General features: G+C 64.1%; 20 protein-coding genes and 1 tRNA gene. 3 read left to right on the forward strand and 18 right to left on the reverse strand.

The window, feature by feature from the left end:
- Window positions 1-50: 50 nt before the first annotated feature.
- From JDO7802_RS17145 to JDO7802_RS18360, 3 genes are read right to left on the reverse strand one after another with little or no spacing between them, the layout of a single operon-like run.
- Window positions 51-536: a DUF2948 family protein gene (locus JDO7802_RS17145; protein ID WP_055087121.1), complete on the reverse strand. Its 486-nt coding sequence runs from the start codon at window positions 534-536 to the stop codon at window positions 51-53.
- On the reverse strand, window positions 529-1,803 hold the full coding sequence (gene murA / locus JDO7802_RS17150; RefSeq protein ID WP_055087122.1) for a UDP-N-acetylglucosamine 1-carboxyvinyltransferase: 1,275 nt from the start codon (window positions 1,801-1,803) through the stop codon (window positions 529-531). Before murA ends, JDO7802_RS17145 begins: the two co-directional genes overlap by 8 nt.
- The gene (locus JDO7802_RS18360; protein WP_187298172.1) at window positions 1,796-1,954 is read right to left on the reverse strand and encodes a hypothetical protein; all 159 of its coding nucleotides are present in this window, start codon (window positions 1,952-1,954) and stop codon (window positions 1,796-1,798) included. The genes murA and JDO7802_RS18360 overlap by 8 nt, the downstream gene beginning before the upstream one ends.
- 114 nt (window positions 1,955-2,068) lie before the next feature.
- On the opposite strand from JDO7802_RS18360, the gene JDO7802_RS17155 reads away from it, so the two are divergent.
- Window positions 2,069-2,143, forward strand: a tRNA-Thr gene (locus tag JDO7802_RS17155).
- A 109-nt stretch (window positions 2,144-2,252) separates the two neighbouring features.
- Here JDO7802_RS17155 and JDO7802_RS17160 read toward each other — a convergent pair.
- The 11 genes from JDO7802_RS17160 to JDO7802_RS17210 form a co-directional block, all read right to left on the reverse strand.
- On the reverse strand, window positions 2,253-2,849 hold the full coding sequence (locus JDO7802_RS17160) for an Isoquinoline 1-oxidoreductase subunit (RefSeq protein WP_144430670.1): 597 nt from the start codon (window positions 2,847-2,849) through the stop codon (window positions 2,253-2,255).
- 12 nt (window positions 2,850-2,861) lie between these two features.
- Window positions 2,862-5,036 (reverse strand): xanthine dehydrogenase family protein molybdopterin-binding subunit, encoded by a 2,175-nt coding sequence (locus JDO7802_RS17165; protein WP_055087123.1) that lies wholly within the window; start codon window positions 5,034-5,036, stop codon window positions 2,862-2,864.
- A gap of 3 nt (window positions 5,037-5,039) precedes the next feature.
- A complete protein-coding gene (locus JDO7802_RS17170) occupies window positions 5,040-5,501 on the reverse strand; it encodes a (2Fe-2S)-binding protein (RefSeq protein WP_055087124.1) in 462 nt (153 codons plus the stop codon).
- A 360-nt stretch (window positions 5,502-5,861) separates the two neighbouring features.
- A complete protein-coding gene (locus JDO7802_RS17175) occupies window positions 5,862-6,908 on the reverse strand; it encodes an MBL fold metallo-hydrolase (protein WP_055087125.1) in 1,047 nt (348 codons plus the stop codon).
- Between the two features lie 80 nt (window positions 6,909-6,988).
- Complete coding sequence (locus JDO7802_RS17180) at window positions 6,989-7,855, reverse strand: dioxygenase family protein (protein ID WP_055087126.1); 867 nt, start codon at window positions 7,853-7,855, stop codon at window positions 6,989-6,991.
- Between the two features lie 11 nt (window positions 7,856-7,866).
- Window positions 7,867-9,171, reverse strand: coding sequence for a TRAP transporter large permease (locus JDO7802_RS17185; protein ID WP_055087127.1), 1,305 nt, complete (start codon window positions 9,169-9,171; stop codon window positions 7,867-7,869).
- Window positions 9,168-9,719 carry a TRAP transporter small permease gene (locus tag JDO7802_RS17190; RefSeq protein WP_055087128.1) on the reverse strand — a complete coding sequence of 184 codons (552 nt, stop codon included), beginning with the start codon at window positions 9,717-9,719 and terminating at the stop codon, window positions 9,168-9,170. Before JDO7802_RS17190 ends, JDO7802_RS17185 begins: the two co-directional genes overlap by 4 nt.
- A 31-nt stretch (window positions 9,720-9,750) precedes the next feature.
- The gene (locus JDO7802_RS17195) at window positions 9,751-10,824 is read right to left on the reverse strand and encodes a C4-dicarboxylate TRAP transporter substrate-binding protein (protein ID WP_055087316.1); all 1,074 of its coding nucleotides are present in this window, start codon (window positions 10,822-10,824) and stop codon (window positions 9,751-9,753) included.
- Between the two features lie 42 nt (window positions 10,825-10,866).
- The gene (locus tag JDO7802_RS17200) at window positions 10,867-11,325 is read right to left on the reverse strand and encodes an OsmC family protein (protein WP_055087129.1); all 459 of its coding nucleotides are present in this window, start codon (window positions 11,323-11,325) and stop codon (window positions 10,867-10,869) included.
- A gap of 10 nt (window positions 11,326-11,335) precedes the next feature.
- Complete coding sequence (locus JDO7802_RS17205) at window positions 11,336-12,001, reverse strand: malonic semialdehyde reductase (protein WP_083481217.1); 666 nt, start codon at window positions 11,999-12,001, stop codon at window positions 11,336-11,338.
- The gene (locus tag JDO7802_RS17210; protein WP_055087130.1) at window positions 11,998-12,882 is read right to left on the reverse strand and encodes a fumarylacetoacetate hydrolase family protein; all 885 of its coding nucleotides are present in this window, start codon (window positions 12,880-12,882) and stop codon (window positions 11,998-12,000) included. The genes JDO7802_RS17205 and JDO7802_RS17210 overlap by 4 nt, the downstream gene beginning before the upstream one ends.
- A gap of 86 nt (window positions 12,883-12,968) precedes the next feature.
- Between JDO7802_RS17210 and JDO7802_RS17215 the strand changes: the two genes are divergently transcribed.
- On the forward strand, window positions 12,969-13,355 hold the full coding sequence (locus tag JDO7802_RS17215) for a YciI family protein (protein ID WP_055087131.1): 387 nt from the start codon (window positions 12,969-12,971) through the stop codon (window positions 13,353-13,355).
- A gap of 25 nt (window positions 13,356-13,380) precedes the next feature.
- Window positions 13,381-14,043, forward strand: a complete 663-nt coding sequence (locus tag JDO7802_RS17220; RefSeq protein WP_055087132.1) for a GntR family transcriptional regulator — start codon at window positions 13,381-13,383, stop codon at window positions 14,041-14,043.
- Window positions 14,044-14,086: 43 nt separating this feature from the next.
- Here JDO7802_RS17220 and katG read toward each other — a convergent pair whose 3' ends face one another.
- The 4 genes from katG to JDO7802_RS17235 form a co-directional block, all read right to left on the reverse strand.
- A complete protein-coding gene (gene katG / locus JDO7802_RS17225) occupies window positions 14,087-16,393 on the reverse strand; it encodes a catalase/peroxidase HPI (protein ID WP_055087133.1) in 2,307 nt (768 codons plus the stop codon).
- Between the two features lie 292 nt (window positions 16,394-16,685).
- A complete protein-coding gene (locus JDO7802_RS18105) occupies window positions 16,686-16,997 on the reverse strand; it encodes a hypothetical protein (protein ID WP_144430671.1) in 312 nt (103 codons plus the stop codon).
- A 396-nt stretch (window positions 16,998-17,393) separates the two neighbouring features.
- A complete protein-coding gene (locus JDO7802_RS17230; protein ID WP_055087134.1) occupies window positions 17,394-17,765 on the reverse strand; it encodes a response regulator in 372 nt (123 codons plus the stop codon).
- A 33-nt stretch (window positions 17,766-17,798) separates the two neighbouring features.
- A complete protein-coding gene (locus JDO7802_RS17235) occupies window positions 17,799-19,397 on the reverse strand; it encodes a sensor histidine kinase (RefSeq protein WP_055087135.1) in 1,599 nt (532 codons plus the stop codon).
- Window positions 19,398-19,461: the final 64 nt, after the last annotated feature.

Consider the following 19,461-nt stretch of genomic DNA (forward strand, 5'->3'; position numbering starts at 1 on the left):
TGAAATGTCGGCGTCTGCCCGCACGGCTCCGTCCGGCAAACGCCATAACATCAAGCGTCTGGGTGGGTCGGTGCCTTCCCGGACGGCGCGGCATAGGGCCGCGTCACATCGCCGAGCGTCAAATCGAGGCAGTCGCACGTCACCTCGATCAGACCGTCGCCGGCAAAGGTCAGGCGCAGCGTACCGTCGGCATCTTCACCCGGCACCCAGTCCACCATCAGCACCGACAGCACGGTGTCCGCATCACCGGGCACCACGCCCTGACCGCGAACCGCGCGCACGTCATTCGCCGTCAGCACGGTCTGCACCCGCTCCGGCTGGCGCGCGCCATGTTCCCAGCGGAAGCGGTTGAGCAGCATCGCGAACCGGCGCCCCCCCTTCTGCCAACGCATCTCGGAGGCCGAAAGGACGGCGTCCTGCACCAGCGCCGAGACGACCTGCAGATCTTCCGCGTCCGTGGCCCAAAGGCGCAGCGGCACACCATCGGCGTCGTGGAACCGTGCGTCCCCCACCGGCTTGTTCGACGGATCAGCCATCTTCCTTCACCCGCCGAATGTTCGCGCCAACGCCCGACAGCTTGGCGACGACGTGTTCGTAGCCGCGATCGAGGTGATAGACGCGGCCCACCGTCGTCTCTCCCTCAGCGGCCAGGCCGGCAAGGATCAGGCTGACGGAGGCGCGAAGGTCGGTCGCCATGACGCGCGCGCCCTTGAGCTTCGAAACGCCGTTGACCGTCGCGTGGCCGCCGTGAACCTCGATGTCGGCCCCCATGCGGATCAACTCGGGGGCATGCATGAAGCGGTTCTCGAAGATCTTTTCTTCCAGCGTCGACTTGCCTTCAGCCGTGCACAGCAGCGCCATCATCTGCGCCTGCAGGTCGGTGGGAAAGCCGGGAAAGGGTTCGGTCTCCACGTCGACGGCCTTCATGGGGCCGTTGGTGCGCTTGACGGTCAGACCCTCGGGCGTCTCGGTTACGGTCGCGCCGGCCGCCTCGATCTTGGCGCAGAACGATTCCAGAAGAGCGCGTTTGCCGCCCAGGCAGGTGACTTCGCCGCCCGCCACCAATGGGGCCAGCATATAGGTCCCCAGCTCGATCCGGTCGGTCACGACGCGGTGGGTGGCCCCGTGCAGGCGGTCGACGCCCTCGATCGTGATCGTGTCGGTGCCTTCGCCGGAAATCTTGGCACCCATGGCCTGAAGACAATGTGCAAGATCAACGATTTCAGGCTCTTGCGCGGCGTTCTTCAGTGTGGTCGTGCCCTTGGCAAGGGTTGCCGCCATTAGCGCGTTTTCGGTTGCGCCGACGGACACGAACGGGAAGTCGACCACACCGCCCCGCAGCCCACCCTCGGGGGCCTTGGCATGCACGTAGCCGTCGCGCAGGTCCAGCGTGGCCCCCATCGCCTCGAACGCCTTCAGATGCAGGTCGACGGGACGTGCGCCGATCGCGCAGCCGCCGGGCAGAGACACGACCGCCTCCCCGTGGCGGGCCAAAAGCGGGCCGAGCACGAGGATAGAGGCGCGCATTTTGCGCACGATGTCATAGTCGGCGCGATTGCCATTCAGGTTATGCGACGACATCGACAGGACCAACCCGTCGGATAGCCGGGCCACCTCGGCCCCAAGACTTTCCAGCAGCAGGGTCATGGTGCGGATGTCCGACAGGCGCGGCGCGTTCGTCAGCGTCAGCGGCTCGTCCGACAAAAGGGTCGCGGGCATCAGCGTCAGACACGCGTTCTTCGCCCCCGCGATGGGAATTGTGCCGTGCAGCGGGCCGCCGCCGGTCACGATAATGCTATCCATTCGTCTTCTCCTGCTCGTCCGGGTCGGGGCCGTCCTGCGCCTTGTCCGCATCCATTTCTCGTGTCCGCTTCTGGGCCTTGCGCCGGCCCATGTTGGCCTTCAGCGCGGCCTTGAGCCGATCTTCGCGGGTGGATTTTGCGTCCTGAGCCATGCCCGTCCCTGTTGCCTGCCGCCCACATAGCCGCTGGGTCCGCGCGGGTCCAGCGCGCGGGTCATTTTGGGGGGTTGCGGGTTGCGGGCCTGCGGTTTATTCCGCGCCACGGATGCTGTGGTAGCTCAGTGGTAGAGCACACCCTTGGTAAGGGTGAGGTCGAGAGTTCAATCCTCTCTCACAGCACCATCCCCCTTTCCGATTTAGCCACGTTGCACGAGTCGCGAATGCGTCCGATGCGTTTCGTCCGGTCGAGCCACCCCCGAACCGCGACGCGCGCGGTCCGGAGGTTTTCGCATCAGGTCGGGCAGCCGGCACCTGCGTCGATCCAGGCCTGGGTCAGGCGGCCGAACAACTCCTGCGACCCCGGCGCAGGCGTGCGGCCGGCACCGGGGTTCCAGCCCCAGCCAACCAGACCGTCCTCGGCGTTGTGTTCGTGTATGTCGGCCAACGTGCGGTCGCCGTTGCGCTCCGGGTCCTTGATCTGCTCGCAGATTTCGGGAACCGACAGGCCGATCCAGCCCATCGACGCCGGTGCCAGATGCCAGGGCTCGTGGCCCGGAACGGACCCTTCGGCAGCAAGGTATTCGACGTTCTCGCCCGCATGGCAGGTAGAGCACTCCATCCCGACCGCGCCGAAGATGCCGTCGCCTCGGATCACCGAGGGCTGGTGCATCGCCATGTCGTCGCCCTGTCGGGGCGAGGCGTCGACCGGATGACAATTGAGGCAACGCGGATGGGTGAACACCTTTGCCATCTCTTCGAACAAGGCGGCCGCACGGGTTGCGTCATCCTCGATGTCGGCAAAGGATTCGGGTTCGGCCAGGTCCGTGGCAAGGGTCTGCGCCGCGGCGGGCATGGCAAGCGTCAGGAGGATGAGTGTCGATCTGATCATGGTGTCTTCCTCTCAGACGCTGTTCGCGCGGTAGGGCAAGCGGTACGGCATGGCACCCGTCAGCGCGCGCCAGGCGTTGGACACGGCGGGCGCGATGGGGGGTGTCCCCGGCTCCCCGACGCCGGTCGGGCTTTCGCTGCTGGCAATGATCGAAACTTCGATCTGCGGCATCTCGGGCAGGGCCAGCATCCGGTAGCTGTCATAGTTGCGCTGCTGCACCAGACCACCCTCTGCCATCGTGATCTCGTCGAAAAGCGTCGTGCCCAAGCCGTAGCCGATCCCGCCCTCCATCTGGGCGCGCACGACATCGGGAGTGACCGCCACGCCGCAATCGACGGCGCACCACACGCGCGTGACATGGGGCAGGCCGCCGCGATCCTCGACCTCGGCGATCTGCGCGACATAGCTGCCGAAAGACCGGTGAAGTGCGACGCCCATGCGCCGGTCGCCCGTGCCTGGCCCCGACCAATTCGCCATCTCCGCAACCCGCTCCAGCACGGCGCGGTCGCGGGGGCGGTCGGATTTCAGAAGGTCCAGTCGGCCTTGGACCGTGTCCTTACCGCCGGCCAGCAATGCCTGATCCAGGAACGTCTCGGTCGCATAGGCCGTGTGCGTGTGCCCGACCGACCGCCACCACAAAACGGGAACCGGATTCTTCATCTGCGCCCAGCTGACCCGGTTGGCAGGCCAGTCATAGGCCATGTCGCGCGACCCTTCGATGGCCGTCGGGTCCATGCCTTCGGGCATCACCATCGGCTCGAACGGGGTGCCGGCGACGATGGACTGATTGGCAATCGTGTTGAGCCAGCCGGTGATATTGCCGGCGGCGTCCAGTCCTGCGCGCAGGTGATGCACGGTCAGCGGACGATAATAACCGCCGGTCATGTCGTCTTCGCGTGTCCACAACAGCTTGTAGGCACCCGGCCCGGCCTTGGCCGCGACCTCGGCCAGCTCTTTCTCGAAATGGCTGACGGGCGTGGACCGGCGGCCAAAGCTGCCGCCGGTGTACATCGTATTCACCGTCAGTGTGGCCGGGTCGATGCCCAGCGTGCCGGCGATGACAGGCTCCGCAATTGTGGGGATCTGGATCCCGGACCAGATTTCCGCACCGTCGTCGCGCAATTCGATCACGCCGTCCATCGGTTCCAGCGCGGCATGGGCGAGATAGGGAAAGACGTAATCCGCCTCGATCGTGCGGTCGGCCCCGGCCAGGGCGGCGTCGACGTCGCCCGTCTGCTCCGCGACCATGGCGGGGGCGCGGGCGGCGGCGGTGAACTCTTCGATGATGGCGTCGGTCGATCGCGTTTCGGCCCCGCTTTCATCCCATTCGATGTCCAGATCCGCGCGCGCTTTGAACGCCGAATAGGTGTCGTCGGCATAGATCGCCACGCCGGACGAAAGCTCCCGCACCGCGGTCACGCCGGGTCGGGCAAGCGCGGTCGCGGCATTGAACGACGCGACCGTCGCGCCGAACTTGGGCGGATGGACGACCGACACGACTTCCATGTCGTCGCGGAAGACGTCGATGGTGAACATCGCCTGCCCGGTGGACTTGGCATGGCCGTCCAGCCGCGTGACCTTGTCGCCGCCGATCAGGGTGAAATCCTTTGGGTCCTTCAACGCCACGTCGACCGGAACCGGGGTCAGCGCCGCCGCATCTGCCAGATCTCCGAAGGTGGCGGAATTGCCGCTGTCTGCATGGCTGACCACGCCCTTTGACACAGTAATGCCTTCGGGCAGCACGCCCCAGCGGTCGGCGGCGGCCGAGACCAGCATCGCGCGGGCGGCGGCCCCGGCCTGACGCATCGTCATGTAGCTGTTGGACAGGCCGGTGGACCCCCCCGTGCCCTGCACCCCGAAGGCCGTGTTGACATAGACGACCGGGTCCGACGGTGCCTGCTCGGCCCGCATCTGGGACCAGTCGGCGTCCAACTCCTCGGCCACCAGAAGGGGCAGACCCGTGTTGGCCCCCTGCCCGATCTCAATGTGTTTGACGAGGACGGTGACGGTGTTGTCGGGCGCGATGCGAATAAAGGCATTCGGCGCGAAATCGCCGTCGGCGGTCGCGGCGGATTGCGCGCGGGCCTTACCAACGATGTGCAGCCCAAGAACGAGACCGGCAGACCCTGTCAGGAAGCCGCGGCGCGTGGGCCGGGGGGCGAAGGCGGGTTTGAGGATCGGATGCATGGCTCAGGCCTCCAGCGTGTCGGATGCCTGGCGGATGGCCTGGCGAATACGGGTGTAGGTGGCGCAGCGGCAGACGTTGCCGGCCATTGCGTTGTCGATCTCGGCGTCCGTGGGCTTGGGGTTCACGTCCAGAAGTGCCGCAGCCGTTACGACCTGCCCGGATTGGCAGTATCCGCATTGCGGCACGTTGATATCGACCCAGGCGGCCTGCACCGCCTTTGCGGCCTCGCTCTCGATGGCTTCGATGGTTTCGACCTTCGCCCCGTCGAGCGTGCCGACCGGCGTCACGCAGGAGCGGCGGGTCTGCCCGTCCAGCATCACGGTGCAGGCCCCGCATTGCGCGATGCCGCAGCCGTATTTCGTGCCCGTCAGCCGCAGATGATCGCGCAGCGCCCAAAGCAGCGGCATGTCGGGATCGACGTCGAGCGTGACGTCCTTTCCGTTGACGGTCAGGTTCACGGCCATGGAAGCATCCTCCGGTCTGATGGAATGGGTCGGCGCGCCAATGGCGGAGCGTCCCGAGAATTATTGGATGAATCGCAAGATAGCCCGTCGGATGATTTGGGCGACCACAATCTGTCCAATGGCCGCTCATGGCGGTGCGGTGCCGAATTGTGGCGGACGACGCGGTTAAGCGCGAAAGGTGTTGGCGGACCCTGCCTGAAAGGCCCTGCGCCGGATCCCGGCGAACGCCAGAGACGATGTCCTGACCGCGATGCCTACGGTCGCCAGGGGATTGGACCACAATCCTGAAGACCGTCGCGCAGCGATCCATGACGGTCCGTAGGCGTCACCCAGGTCATCGCATCGCGTCAGCACCGAACGTCACTCCGCGACAAGGCGCAACGTGGCAAGGTCGGCCCCGACGACGACCGTGCCCGTATAGCCACCGTCGGTCGCGGCGGTTGCGTAATCCGCGGCCGTTAGCGGAGCGGGCAAGGGATAGATCCCCTGCCGTGCGGCCCCCACCGGCGGGATCAGATGCGTGAGCATCAGATGCGACGCCCCCGTCCGCTGCGCCATCGCACCCAGATCTTCTGCGGTGCTTTGACGGTGATAGATCGCCGGTGGAAAGCCAGTCGTGCCGTCCGACCCCATGACCGGATGGATGGTGGAGTGGACGATGACATCGGCCCCTTCGGCCAGGGCCTCCACCTGCGCTGAGGTAGAGCTGTCGCGCGGCGGTTGCGGCGTGTCGTTGCCCGCGTCCCCACCGATCACCACGCTGCCCGCAGGCGTATCGACCCGGTAGGACGCATGGCCGGCCACATGCCGCGAGAAGGCAGCCGTCACTGTGACGTCCCCCGATGTCCAGACCGGCCCGGCCGTGTCGGATGCCGAGAACGTCGCCACGTCCAGCAGGTCCGCCGGCCCGCCCGGCAGCCGGTCGGCATTTTCGGCCAGACGCTGCGCCATCTCTCCGCTGTTGATCAGAGCATCGCCGATGTGCGTTGCGAAGTTCACGCAGGACATCGTGTGACCCGCCGGGCTGTCGGTGTCTTCGGCACAGATCAGGGGAAGCTTCGGGCCCGTGGAATTGAAATGCCACCGCAATTGCGACAGGTCGACCAGACCTTCGACGTGATCGGAATGCATATGTGTCAGGAATACTGCCGACAGGCGCGCCACTGGAACGCCGATCTTGGAGAGTTGCTGCGTGGTACCGCGTCCGGTGTCGAACTGCATCAGCACATCGCGGCACGCATTTTCCTCGGTGCCGTAGGTGACCAGGGTGCCGGACCCCGCCTGCCCCGCGAACACAGGCGGCCCCCCCTGCACGCCGGTGATCGTGATCTCCAGGCAGTTGGCGGCAAGGGCGGGACCGGCGGTCAGCGCAAGCAGCGCGGTCGCGGTCTTGATCGGATGGGTCATGGAAGTCCTCCTTGTTCAGGGTTGCGCGACGGGACGGCATGCATCGTGCGACCGGACCACCGGATCGACAGGGTCGGCCCCTACAGTGCGGCGAGGGTCACGTCGAAAGCCACATGGAGAAACGGATCCGCGACCTTGCCAGACAGCGCCATGCCATCCGGAAACTCGTCCGCCGGTCTTTCGACGTAGGTCATCACCAGATCCTCCCGCACGCCGAAGACGGTATCCTGATCGAGATAGGGGTCGTCGTCCGGAAACACCTCGGTCACCAGGGTCCGGTAACCGGGGGCCTTCACGATGTAATGAAGGTGCGACGGTCGCCAGGGATGGCGCCCGCAGGCCCGAAGAATGTCACCGACGGGTCCGTCGGACGGCACGGTATATTCAACGGGTTTGACGGTGGTGAACGCATAGCGCCCGTCGTCGCCGACCGTCATCAGCCCGTGGAAGGAATAGGTGTCCTGCGCATCATCCTGACTGGCGTAAAGCCCGTTGGGCGCGGTCTGCCAGATGTCGATCTGTGCCCCGGGAATCGGTTTGCCATCGGGGTCGCGGATCACTCCTTCGGCCAGCAGGACAGGACCGCCGAAATCGCGCTTCATGTCACCTCCGACCGCCAGGGGCGGCGCGCCCGACACGTGGAACGGGCCAAGCACCGATGACGATGTCGCCGCCGGGCCGGAATTGATCATGTCCACCAAAGACGACAGGCCCAGCACGTCGGACGCCAGCACGAATTCGTGCCGGTCGGCCGTTTCGATCGCGGCACATCCTTCCAGAAAGGCGATGCCCTGCCGCCATTCGTCATGCGTCAACTGCGTCTCTCGGGCGAAATCATGCAGATGCCGGACCAGCGCGCTCATCACTTCGCGCGTGCGCGGCGGCATGTCGTCGGCCATATAGCCCCTGAAGACGTCGGTGATGTTGTCCTTGGTCACGGTACGCATGGGCAGGCTCCCTAGATGAGGGCGAGGCTGAGGATGGGAAATTCGATCAGGACGATCAGAACCAAAAGCATGACGAACGCAAAGGGCAGCGCGCCCATGAATACATCCTTGAGCGAGATGCTGTCGTCGTTGAGCGTTGATTTGATGACGAAGCACGATATGCCCAGCGGCGGCGTCAGCAACCCGATCTCCGCCCCGACGACAGTGATGATGCCGAACCAGACGAGCGACAGATCCAGCGCCTCGACCAACGGCAGGAAAAGCGGCACGACGATCAGGATAATCGACGCCGTGTCCAGAAGCGTCCCGAGAAACAGCATTAGCAGCACGTAAAGCGCCATGATGGTCCAGAACGATGCCTGATTTCCCGCCAGCATATCCTGCAACTGATTGGGCAGGCCCGCCATGCCGAGCATCCGGCTGTAGATGGACGCCGCCGTGATGAGGAATAGGATCGCGGCCGTGATGTGGCCGGTTTCCAAAAGCGCGGTCCAGAACGACCGCAAGGTCATCGTGCGGCGCGCGGCGGCGATGATCAACGCCACGAGCGCGCCTGCCGCCCCCGCCTCCACCGCCGTGAGCCAGCCGGTATAAATCCCGCCCAGCACGATCGTGATCAGAAAGACCGTCGGAAGCGTTTTGGACGCGACTTCGCGGCCGGACATCCATTCGGTGTCTGCGACCCGGCGACCGCCGACGAAGCCGGGGGTGAACCGGCCCATGAACCAGATCGCGGCAATATAGACGACGGCCAGCATGATACCGGGGATGACGCCAGCCAGGAACATGTCGCCCACGGATTGTTCGGCGACGAAAGAGTAGATGATGAGCATCGCGGACGGTGGGATGATCATGCCCAGAACCGAACTGCCCGCGACGACGCCCACTGCGAAGCGCGGGTTATAGTCCTGCGCGATCATCTGCGGCACCGACACCTTGGTGAAGACCGACGCCGACGCGATGGAGGAGCCGGTGACGGCCGCAAAGACCGCGTTCGCCCCCACGGTCGCCATTCCGATGCCGCCCTTCACGCGGCGAAATCGCATCGTCATCACTTCGTAGATGTCGCGACCCAGACCGGCCTTCGAGACGATAAGGCCCATGAAAGTGAACAGCGGTATGGTCGCGAAGCTGTATTCCATCGCCGAGTCGCCCACCGCCACCTTCAGCAGATTCAGCGCCAGCGTGAAATTGTCGCGCATCAGCCAGATGGAGATGAACGACACCACCCCCAGCGCGATAGGAATGTACACGCCCGAATAGATCAGGAAGACGATGGCAGCGACCGAGATGAGGCCGATCTCGATGGGGCTCACGGTGCAGGCTCGTCGTGTTCGGGCGCGCGGATCAGCGCGGGACGATCCTGCGCCGAAATCACCTTGAGCGCGAATATCAAGGCCGACAGCGCGCAGCCCGACGCAATCACCAGCTTCACCGGCCACCACGGCAGGGTAAACAGACCGGGCACGCCGAAGAAATCCTGCGTGGTCCACATATGCAGGGCTTCGGGAAACATGATCCAGGCGATCAGCGCCATGAAGATGGCCGAGACCGCGTTGATGATCCGCCGCATGTTCGCGGCAAGGCGCGGACGGCTGTCGTGCATCAGGTTCAGAAATCCGTCGGACCGCGTCAGACGGTCGACGCGCACCACGTCGGCCAGTTGCAGGAACACGATGAAGACGACCGAAAACTGAACGATCTCGTAGGTGCCCTTGAGCGGCGCATCGAAGACGCCCCGCGCAATGACATCGACATTAAGGATCACCACCAGCGCCAGAACCACAAGCGTCCCAGCGGCATTGGCGGTGATCGCCAGGGCATTCGCGGCCCGGGACAGGCCGGAAAGGACGGATTTCAGCATGACCTGGATCCTTTCCCGGACCGCCCGCGCGCTACGGCTGCGTCCAGTTGCGGACCCCTACAAAACCCGCGTCTTCCAGCTTGGCCAGATAGGCTTGCAACATGCCGTCCCCGTCCTCGCCCGCGGCGTTGAGCGTTTCGGCCCATTCGCGCGCGATGTTCGGCATGGCGTTAGCCCAGGCCGTGCGATCCTCGGCCGAGACGTCGATAATGGAGCCCCCGGCCTCGACGTAGGCTGCCTCCGCCGCGGCGGCATTGTCCATCGCCACACCCGCCAGATGGTCGCGGTAGTCGATGGCGACGGCCTGCAGAACTTCTTTCACCTCGTCGGGAAGATTGTTCCAGTAGTCCCTGTTGACGGTGATCGTCTTGGAGTTCACCGCGCCCAGATCGGCCCGCAGCATATATGGGGCGACTTCGGAGATGTTGAACGTCGCCGCCGCCTCGGGCCAGAGCTGCGCTGCATCCACCAGGCCGGTCTGAAGCATGTTGTAGAAGTCCGTGAGCCCCCCGCGCACGCCGGCGGCCCCCTCGATCCCCTCCAGATAGCGCAGGTTCATGCCCGCGCCCGCGATCTTCATCCCCTCCAGATCGCCCAGGTCGGCGACCTGGGTGCCCGAGAATACCTGATAGCTGTCCAACACGACGCCAGTCGCCAGATAGACCTGGTTCTGGGCCGCGAATTCGTTTTGCATCGCGGGGAACTCGCGCGCGATCTCGTCCACGGCCTTGGCGACGGCACGGGCGTCCGACGACACGAAAGGGGTCACGGCCGCAATGCCCTGGCTTGGCAGCTTCGACGAATGGAAGATCGTGGTGACGATGCCGATATCGCCCAAACCCAACTGCACCCCTTCGAGAACGCCACGCGGTTTGACGATGGAGCCGCCGTAATTTTCCTGCCAGTCCATGACGTAATTGCCGGTTTCGGCCAGACGGCGATCGACTTCGGGGATGAAGAAATTGGTGAATTCGCGCACCCAGAGCGCGCGGTCCGGATAGCCGTCGATGACGACGGCGGAAATCGTTTCCTGCGCCAGAACGGGCACCGCCGTCATCGAAGCGGCGATCGCACCCAGAACGGTGCGTCTTGTCCAGTTGATCATGATCTTTCCTCCCAGAAAATGCAGGCTCATGGCCCCGTCGGTTCAGTCCGCCTTCACCCAGTTGACCCGCAGATCGGTGCCCGCGGCTTCGAACAGTTTGGCGATGGCGCAGTATTTGGCCGTTTCGACGCCCACGCGGGTCAGGTCATCCTGTCCCGCCGCCGTGTCGCAGGTCACCGTCAGCGTTACGGCCGGAAACGGCACGTCGATCTCCTCCTCCAGAAGGACGCCGCGCCGGTCGAACTTGCAGTCCGCATCGATGGTCACGACCCCCAGGTCGACCCCGAGACGATGCGCGGTCTTGTGGCCAATCACGTTGGTACAGCCGATCAGGGCCGTCATCGCCGCTTCGGTCGGCGTGGGGCCAAGATTGGTGCCGCCCCGCTCTTCCGGCTCGTCGATGACGACGGTCAGGTCGCGCACCGGTATTTCGGTGCGGGCATGGGTCGGGCACCGGGCCGTCATGCGGTAGGTCACGACTGTCTTCATCTTCACGGCCATCGTGTCCCCCTCAGGCAAACGTGCAGACGTCATCGAACGCGAAGCGCGGCAGTTTCTGGAACAGCGCCGTTTCGTCCGCATAGCCGATGTTGCACAGGAAATTCGATTTCAGCGTCTTGCCGGCAAAGAATTCCTCGTCCACCACCGCGTTGGAGAAGCCGGACATCGCCCCGACATCCAGACCGACGGCGCGCGCGGCGATCATGAAATACGCGCCCTGCAACGTCCCGTTGCGATACGCCGTATCGGCAACGTAATCGGGGTTGCCGTCGAACAGGTGGCGGCGGTCATCGTGCGGGAACAGCTTGGGCAGATGCGTCCAGAAGTCCAGATCATGGGCGATGATCGCCGTGACCGGTGCCCCCATCATCTTGCCCACGTTCTGCGGTTTGAGCGATCTGGCCAGACGGTCCTTACCTTCGGGCGTCTTCACGAAGACGAAGCGTGCGGGCAGCGTGTTCATGCTGGTGGCGCCGTTGATCGTGATCTCGAAAATCTCGTGCAGCAGGGCGTCCGAAACGGGTTTGTCCGTCCAGGCATAATGCGACCGCGCATCACGCAGGATCAGATCGATCGCATTGTCCGACAGACGGTCGATCCGTTTGCGCAGGTCGCGCACGTCCTGCTGCGCCTTCGCGCGCGCCGCATCGACCGTATCCGGGACGGGCGCGTTCATTCGGCGGCGACCTTTGACGGCATATCTTTTTCGTCGACGATCCGGTTGGCGCAGATGCCGATCCCCTCGATCTCGATCTCGATCACCTCGCCGGGTTTCAACCAGCGCGGGTTCGGCTTCTTGGCGTGACCCACCCCCGGCGGGGTGCCCATGGCGATCAGGTCGCCGGGTTCCAGCGTGGTATATTCGGAAACGGTCGCGATGGTCTGCGCGACCGACCAGATCATGTTGGCGGTGTTCGACGATTGCAGAACCTCGTCCCCGACGCGGCTTTCGATCTTCAGACCGGCGGCCCCCGCAGGCACTTCGTCGGGCGTGACGACGAAAGGGCCGATGGCGCCCGTGTCGTCGAAATTCTTGCCCGGCGTCCATTGGTGCGTCTTGCGCTGAAAATCGCGGACCGACCCATCGTTGAACACGGTATAGCCGAACACGTGGTCCAGCGCGTCGGCCTCGGCGATATGGCGCCCGCCTTTGCCGACGATGAACATCAGCTCCGCCTCGTAATCCAACTTGTCAGAGCAACTGGGCCGCACCAGCGGGGCACCGGCGGCCATGATCGAATTGCGACCGCGCATGAACAGCGCCGGATAGTCGGGGATGTCGTAGCCGCCCTCCTTGATGTGGTCGGTATAGTTCAGACCCAGGCAGATGATCGTTCCGGGCCGCGTCACGGGCAGCGCCGGCGTAATCGACGCGACGGGCACCGTTGGGGCCCCTTCGACCTTGGCAACGACCGATTTCGCAAGGGCAGGATTTGTGATCAACGCCATGAGGTCGTCGCCGACGGCCGGGTCAAGCGCGGTCAGATCGACAGCATCGTCCCCCTTCACAGCATAGACCGCACGGCCCGATCCGGACCCGCCCACCAGAAATTTCATCGCCGCCATCCTTGTCAGTTCAGTCAATTTCTGCCTACGATATGCCACTGAGTCAATTAATATCGATATTTTATATGAGGCATCGGATGGTCGCTTGGGCGGATTACAAGGCGGGGGCCAAGGCACGCGGTGCGCTGGCCCTGGAACTTTACGCCGCGATCAGCACGCCGGCGAAGACGCCTGCTGACGTAAAGGCCGCCCTGCCGGACCACCTCGCATACCAGGCCGATCTGGAGCGAGCGGGGGCCCTGGCGTTCGCGGGCCCGCTGTCGGACGAAAGCGGCGACCAGATGCAGGGCATGGGCCTGATCATCTACCGCGCGGACGGTTTCGATGCCGCCCGCCGCTTGGCCGAAGATGACCCGATGCACAGATCGGGTGCGCGGAGCTTCGTGCTGCACCGCTGGATGATCAACGAAGGGTCGCTCTCGCTCAGCGTGGGGCTTTCCACCGGGGCCGTCGGCCTTACCTGACACCCTGCGGAAGGTGGGCGATAACATGATGAACGACCCTCGGGGCAAGGATGCTTCGGCCACCCACGGCGCGTATCTCGCGATCCGCGAAAAGATCCTGACGGGCGACTTGCCTGCCGGTCAAAAGCTCAAGATCGAGCGACTGCGTGAAATGCTCAACACCGGCGCGTCCCCCGTGCGCGAGGCGCTGAGCCTGCTGACGTCCGACCTTCTGGTGGAGCGGATCGATCAGCGGGGCTTCCGCGCCGCCCCCGCCAACAAAGCGAATTTCGAGGAAATTCTGACCCTTCGCTGCGTTCTGGAAGATATGGCGTTGCGCCGGTCCATCGAACGGTCGACCCGCACCTGGGAAGACCGTCTGGTCCTGGCCCATCACCACATGACCCGCGCGACCGACCAGGGCACTGCCGCCTTCGAGGAGGCGCACAAGACCTTTCACATGACCCTTCTGGACAACGCATCACTTGCGATGTTGGAGCGGTATTGCAGCCAACTCTATGATCTGAACATCCGGTATCGGTATCTTGCCGCGCGCGGGGCGGGCTATCGCCGTCGCGACGTCTCGGGCGAGCATCGCGCCATTCTGGACGCCGCGCTGGAGGGCGACGCAGACCGGGCGTCGGCGCGGTTGCTGGACCACTACCGCCTGACCGGTGACTACCTTGTCGCGGAACTGGACGATCTCTAGTCCGCCCGGGTCAGGCGGCGGCCGTCCAGCCCTAACCTGCCGCTCAGCAGTCCGAGAGAGCGGCTTTGCGCGCGTCCGCCACGTCGAACCGGTCGAGCATCATGACCTTGTGCCACGCGGCGACGAAGGTGCGGATCATCATCTCCTCACCGCCCGCCCCGGCATAGAGCTCGGCGATCTGGCGCAACTCGGCATTGGCCCCGAAGACCAGGTCCAGACGCGTCGCCTGCCACTTGGTCTGCCCACTGGCCCGATCGACCAGATCGAACGCTTCTTCGGCCTCGCTCTGCGGACGCCATTCCAGATCGGGGGAGACCAGCTCTCGGAAGAAATCGTTGGACAGCGTGCCGCGCCGCGCGGTGAAGACACCGTGGTTCGACCCTCCTGCGTTCTGATCCAGCACGCGCAAACCGCCCGTCAGCGCCGTCCATTCGGGAGCCGTCAGTTTCAGCAAAGCGGCCTTGTCCAGAAACAGACGCTCGGGCGCGACGTGCAGTCCGACCGCGGCGTCCACATGATTGCGGAACCCGTCGACCACCGGACGCAGCCATTCGAAGCTCTCGACATCGGTCCATTCGGCGCTGGCATCCGTGCGACCGGGGACGAACGGCACGGTGACATCGTGACCCCCGGCCCGGGCGGCGGCTTCGATGCCCGCGCCCCCGGCAAGCACGATGAGATCGGCGGTGGAGACCTTGGCCTCTCCCTCTGCGTCAAACCCGGCCTTCACCTTGTCCAGTTCGTCCAGCACGCGGTCCAGACGCGCGGGGTCGTTCACCGCCCAGCCCTTCTGCGGCGCCAGCCGGACACGCGCGCCGTTCGCACCGCCCCGCTTATCACTGTCGCGGTAGGTCGAGGCCGAAGCCCAGGCGACCGCGATCAGATCGACATGTGACAGCCCCGTCTCCAGCACGCGGACCTTCAGATCCGCGATCTGTGCGTCGTCGATCAGCGGGTGATCGACATCCGGCACCGGGTCCTGCCAGATGAACGTGCCGCCCAGCTTGGGGCCCAGCCAGCGCGACGTCGGGCCAAGGTCGCGGTGGATCAGCTTGTGCCAGGCCTTGGAGAAGGCCTCGGTGAAATAGTCGAAATCCGCCAGGAACCGCTCGCCGATCTTCCGGTATTCGGGGTCCACCTTGAAGGCCAGATCGGTGGTCATCATCATCAGCGGATGCTCCACCCCGTCCAGATGCGCATCCCGCGTTTTGGGGGCATCAGGGTCGACCGGCGTCCACTGCAAGGCGCCGGCCGGGCTCCGGGTCTGCTCCCATTCGTATTTGAAAAGGTTGATCAGATAATCGTTGTCCCACCGCGTCGGATGCGGCGTCCAAGACCCCTCGATGCCGTTCGTCATCGTGTTCTCGGCGTTGCCCGTGCCCTCGGGGTTGTGCCAGCCAAGCCCCGCTTGCGACATGGGCGCGATTTCCGGGGCCCCTCCGATCCTGTCGGCTGGCACCGCGCCGTGGGACTTACCGAAGGCATGGCCCCCGGCGACCAAGGCGAGGGTCTCCTCGTCGTTCATGGCCATGCGGGCGAACGTCTCGCGGATATCGCGGGCGGCATCCATCGGGTCACCGTTCCCGCCCGGTCCTTCGGGATCGACATAGATCAGCGACTGGTGGGACGCGGCCAGCGGATTTTCCAGGTCGTAATACTCGTCCTTCGGCCCGCCCTGCCAGCGAAGCCCGCGATTTACCATCTGATCTGGACGACCCGCTTTGGGGTCGGCTGGCACCTCGGTCGGGGCCTTACCCATCCAACCTTCGGGGCCCCAATAGGTACCGCGATCTGCTTCCCACGCATCTTCGCGGCCATAGGCGAAACCCTGGATCGGCAGCCCCATGTCCTCCAGCGCGACGGTGCCGGCAAGCATCATCAGATCGGCCCAGCTGAGCGCAGCGCCGTATTTCAGTTTGATCGGCAACAGAAGGCGACGCGATTTGTCGGTATTGCCATTGTCCCACCACGATCCGATGGGCGCAAACCGCTGCAGACCTTCGGCTGATCCGCCACGGCCGTCCGCGATCCGGTATGTTCCGGCAGAATGCCAGCTCATACGGTTCATCTGCGGCCCGTAATGGCCGTAGTCCGACGGCCACCAGTCCACGGGTTGATGCAGAAACGCGCGAACGTCTTCCCAAAGGGCCGCGTGATCCAACCCCTCGACGGCGGCGGCGTAGTCGAAATCGCGCCCCAGCGGGTTCGCCTGCGGCGGATCCTGATTGAGCAATTCGACCTTCAGGCGGTTCGGCCACCAATGATCCAGCGACGGTTCCGACCCCTGCGCCCCACCGATGCGGGTTCCCCGGAATGGGCAGGCCCCTTGGGTTGCTGCGTGGTCTTTCATGGCGGACGTCTCCTGTAGGCGGTCCTCGTCCCCGCCGGAGTGATCGATCGGGATCACGGGCGAGACGCGGAGTTGGGATATTCAGTCGGGCACGTAGGGTGCGGGTCCACCTCGACCAGTCCTGCACGCGCTGGTCCGTGACGCCCCGATCCCTGCCATTCGCAGCGGCGGACCATTCGGTCTCGATCCCCACGGACAGCGGGGTGCAAGGACGGTATCTATTCCACCACGCGGCATGGCGGCATCCACATCGAAGTGGCAGAGCCATTTGAAGCCAGATTGTGCGGCCAGATCAGATTCCAGATGTCTCAGGCGGGGCTTCGCCGTCGGTCATCGTGTTGCGCAAAAAGGTGCTATCAGATGAACGCCGGAACGGATCGTCAAGGACCTTCGCAGCCGATGCAGGAGCGGCAAAGTCGGTCGTACATCTTGCGGCTTCGTCTTTGTCGAAGCTCTCCAATCCTATCTCAAAAACTCCCCAATAAAGATGACCGAATGGTTCGCAGCGTTTTCCGAGACCCAATTTTCCGTTGCCGTCACTGCCCTGCGGCAAGATCAGGCCCGACCATACAGGTGCAGAACCTGGTATCACATCCGAGGTCATTCCCTTCGATCTTGGCAGGGGGGGTCAGGGATGTTTGCGGTCAGACGCAGATCGAACACGCCATGGGCCAGCGCTGGTTTCCCACCGCCGAACTGTTGCGCGACGGCAAAACCTCGATCGCTCGGACTGCGGCCGAGGTCGGAAGCGACGTAGACAGCATGTTTTCCGTCGTGTTCCAGCGCGTTATGGGCGACGCCCCATGGCGTTGGGGTCGCGCGTTGCGAAGACATCCAGCCGACCCCCACCAAGACGTATGATAGCGACGGCCGGCGCAATATTGCGAGTAACAGATTCCGCTACGAGCGGTCTTCCCGACTGACATGGCGATTGCCCAATCCAGTCGCCACATGGGCAAAGTCATGTCCGTGTCCCGATCTAGTGGGGGCGTCGATCCGCCTAGCAGACGTGCGTCGCGACGATGTCCCGCATCTGATCCAAGGTCATGGGCTTGACCAGGACCGCGGCGCAACCAGCGTCCAGGCAGGCCTTCCGCGTCCGCTGCGTGGTGTCTGCGGTAACCACGATGATCGGAATGTTTGCCGTCCGCGCCTCAGCTTTGATGCGACGTGTCGCCTCGATCCCGTCGAGACTTGGCATATTGAAATCCATGAAGACAATCGACGGCGTCAAAGCCGCAGCCATCTCGACTGCTCCCTCGCCATCGACGGCGCGCTGCGTGTCTATGTCCAGCTTGCGCAGGAGCGAGCAGATCACGAAGCGGTGGGTCGGATCGTCCTCGGCCACAAGGGCAAGGATATCGTTTTTCATCTCGTATATCTCCGGTAATGTTTAGCAAATCATTCAGGCGGCCATTGGCATTTCGGCCCGATCGCAAGTCATGCGCAGCTCAAAGGTGGAACCGGGGCCCGGTCGCTCGACCACTCGGATGGTCCCGCCCATGAGCGCCGCCAGCCCCTGGGAAATGGCGAGGCCCAGACCGCTTCCACCCTTGGCACGTGTGCTGGATCCATCGATCTGAGCAAAGCGTTCGAAGATGCGGCTGCGCTGGTCTTTGGGGATGCCGGGCCCCGTATCCGCAATCGTCACGATAACTGCCGCTGCATCACCCGTTATCGTAAAACCGAGCGAAACATCGACACCGCCGGTATCGGTGAATTTGACGGCATTTCCGATCAGATTGGTGACGATTTGCCGGAACGCGCCGGCGTCCCCCATGAGCATCGGGACATTCTCCGCACTGTAAGAGAGCGTGATTTCCTTCTCCGCGGCCGTGGGGCGCAGGAGCCCAACGACCGTCCGCACCTCGCGCTCGGGATCGAATGGCGCGTGGGCCAATTCCTCCCTATCCGCCTCCAGACGCGAGATATTCATCAATCCCTCGACCAACGCCATCTGAGCGTGGGCGGACGCGGCAATAATCTGAACCATTTCCTGCTGGTCCGGCGTCAAATCCTCAAGGCTCAGAACCTCGGCCACACCCGCGATTCCGCTGATGGGGGTGCGCAGCTCATGAGACATATTTGTCAGAAATTCGCCCTTGGCCACGTCCGCGGCGCGCGCGGCGACAAGGGCCTTTTCGATCCTGCGCGCGCCGCCCGCGACCGTTCGCCCGGCCACGTAATTGATCGCGGCGACAAGACCAAGCACCGCGATGATCGCAGGCAGAACCCGAAGCAGGCTGTCCGATCCCGGTGCGGGTCGGTCCCATGTCATCCAAGCAACCGGATCGCCATCCGAACCGAAAAGCGGGTACATTTCGACGTCGCGGGGTGGTGTCGTGGTAAGGCTGAGGCCTTCGACAAGAACCATTTCGGCGATCGGGGCGATTGCGTCGTCGTCCATTCTGTAGGCGATAACGCCCCGGTTCATAGCAGTGTCCAACATCCCGATCGGTCCCTCGTTCGGGGCCATTCGGGTCGCGCCGAACATCCAGACCGATTGGTCGATTTCCGCATAGGCAATGGCAACACCTTTGGAGTTCGGATCGATCGCATCCAGCCGCTTGAACAGATCCGACAGGACTGCAGCAGGAAAAATATCAGTGCGTGGGACACTGCCGCCGCCGGTCGTCCAACCATAGAGCGCCTCGCCCTCGGGCGTCGAAATGACGATGGCGTCCTGATCGTAATCGGTCAGATCCGCGGCGACACCGACGTTTTCATAAAGCCATTCCACATCGCGTCGCTCCGTCGCCTCCAGAACGGCCGTCCAATTGAAATAATCGACCGAAAATTGCGACAGGCTTGCCTCATATCCTTCGATTGCCGTTCGGACGAGCGCGCGGGTCTTCTCGGCCACCTGGTGGTTTTCCGACGATGCCATCAGCACCATCGTGATCCCGACCGTGGTCGTCAGAAGAAGGAAGCTGACGACGAGCGACAACGCGATACGCTTGGACAAATCGGCATTCGACATGGATGTCAGGCGGGTGAGGTTCATTTCGACTTCCTTCGCGATGGGTCGGGGCTATCGTTTGTTCCGGGTCATGCCCGACCGCCCGTTT

It is taken from the genome of Jannaschia donghaensis (assembly GCF_001403795.1).
Classification (GTDB): Bacteria; Pseudomonadota; Alphaproteobacteria; order Rhodobacterales; family Rhodobacteraceae; genus Jannaschia; species Jannaschia donghaensis.